The sequence below is a fragment of the Oleiphilus sp. HI0043 genome (assembly GCF_001634935.1).
Genome location: NZ_LWEY01000586.1, coordinates 1 through 796 on the forward strand (window position 1 = coordinate 1; position 796 = coordinate 796).

At 41.7% G+C, this 796-nt stretch carries 1 protein-coding gene; it reads right to left on the minus strand.

Going from position 1 to position 796, the window contains the following annotated elements; genetic code table 11:
* Window positions 1-382: 382 nt before the first annotated feature.
* Window positions 383-796: IS3 family transposase (locus tag A3729_RS07290; RefSeq protein ID WP_156497761.1), on the minus strand; the 414-nt coding region annotated here is incomplete at its 5' end.

The window sequence follows — 796 nt, forward strand, 5'->3', positions numbered from 1 at the left end:
AATATACCTCTGGCAATAACATGCATAAAACTTCCATTAGTTCGCAATATGTGAACAGTGTAAGGCATATGGCTCTTGTTCGCAATATGTGAACCGGGGCCATTAATATTTTGTGTCTGCGCCCTACTCTTTTGGAAAACTAGAACATTGGCCTTGCGGGTAAACCGTTCATAGGATCCAAGAAAATTTTTCTCGATATCTTACATTACCTAAAAGAGGAAAACCGACATAACGCGAGCATCGCTTTCCATGCCTATTTGCCTGGCTTTTCTTATATTACAAAAGACCCGAAAGCCGACATAACACTTTGCTAAGTTGGCTGATCATTCTTTATTCGATATCCTTGTGTCATCAACACAAGGATTGAATCGACCAGCTTTAACTAAACACTTTTCTGTTTGAATTCTTCTAACTTTTCATAAGCCAGTGGAGGCATATTATTAGCTTCCCCATGCTTACGTCTAGAGTTATAAAACATTTCAATGTAATCAAAAATATCTGCTCGTGCGTGCTCTCTTGTTGAGTAGATTTTCCTCTTTACTCTCTCACGCTTGAGAAGCTGAAAGAAGCTCTCCGCTACTGCGTTATCATGGCAATTTCCTCGCCGACTCATACTCGCTTTAAGGTTGTGAGCGCTTAGAAAGTCATTCCATTCGTAACCCGTAAACTGACTGCCTTGATCAGAGTGTATTAACACCTGGTTCCGCGGCTTTCTTCGCCACACTGCTGCAAGAAGAGCTTGAGTAACAAGCTCGGATTCCATTCTTGAGCTCATAGACCAACCAACTACGGCACG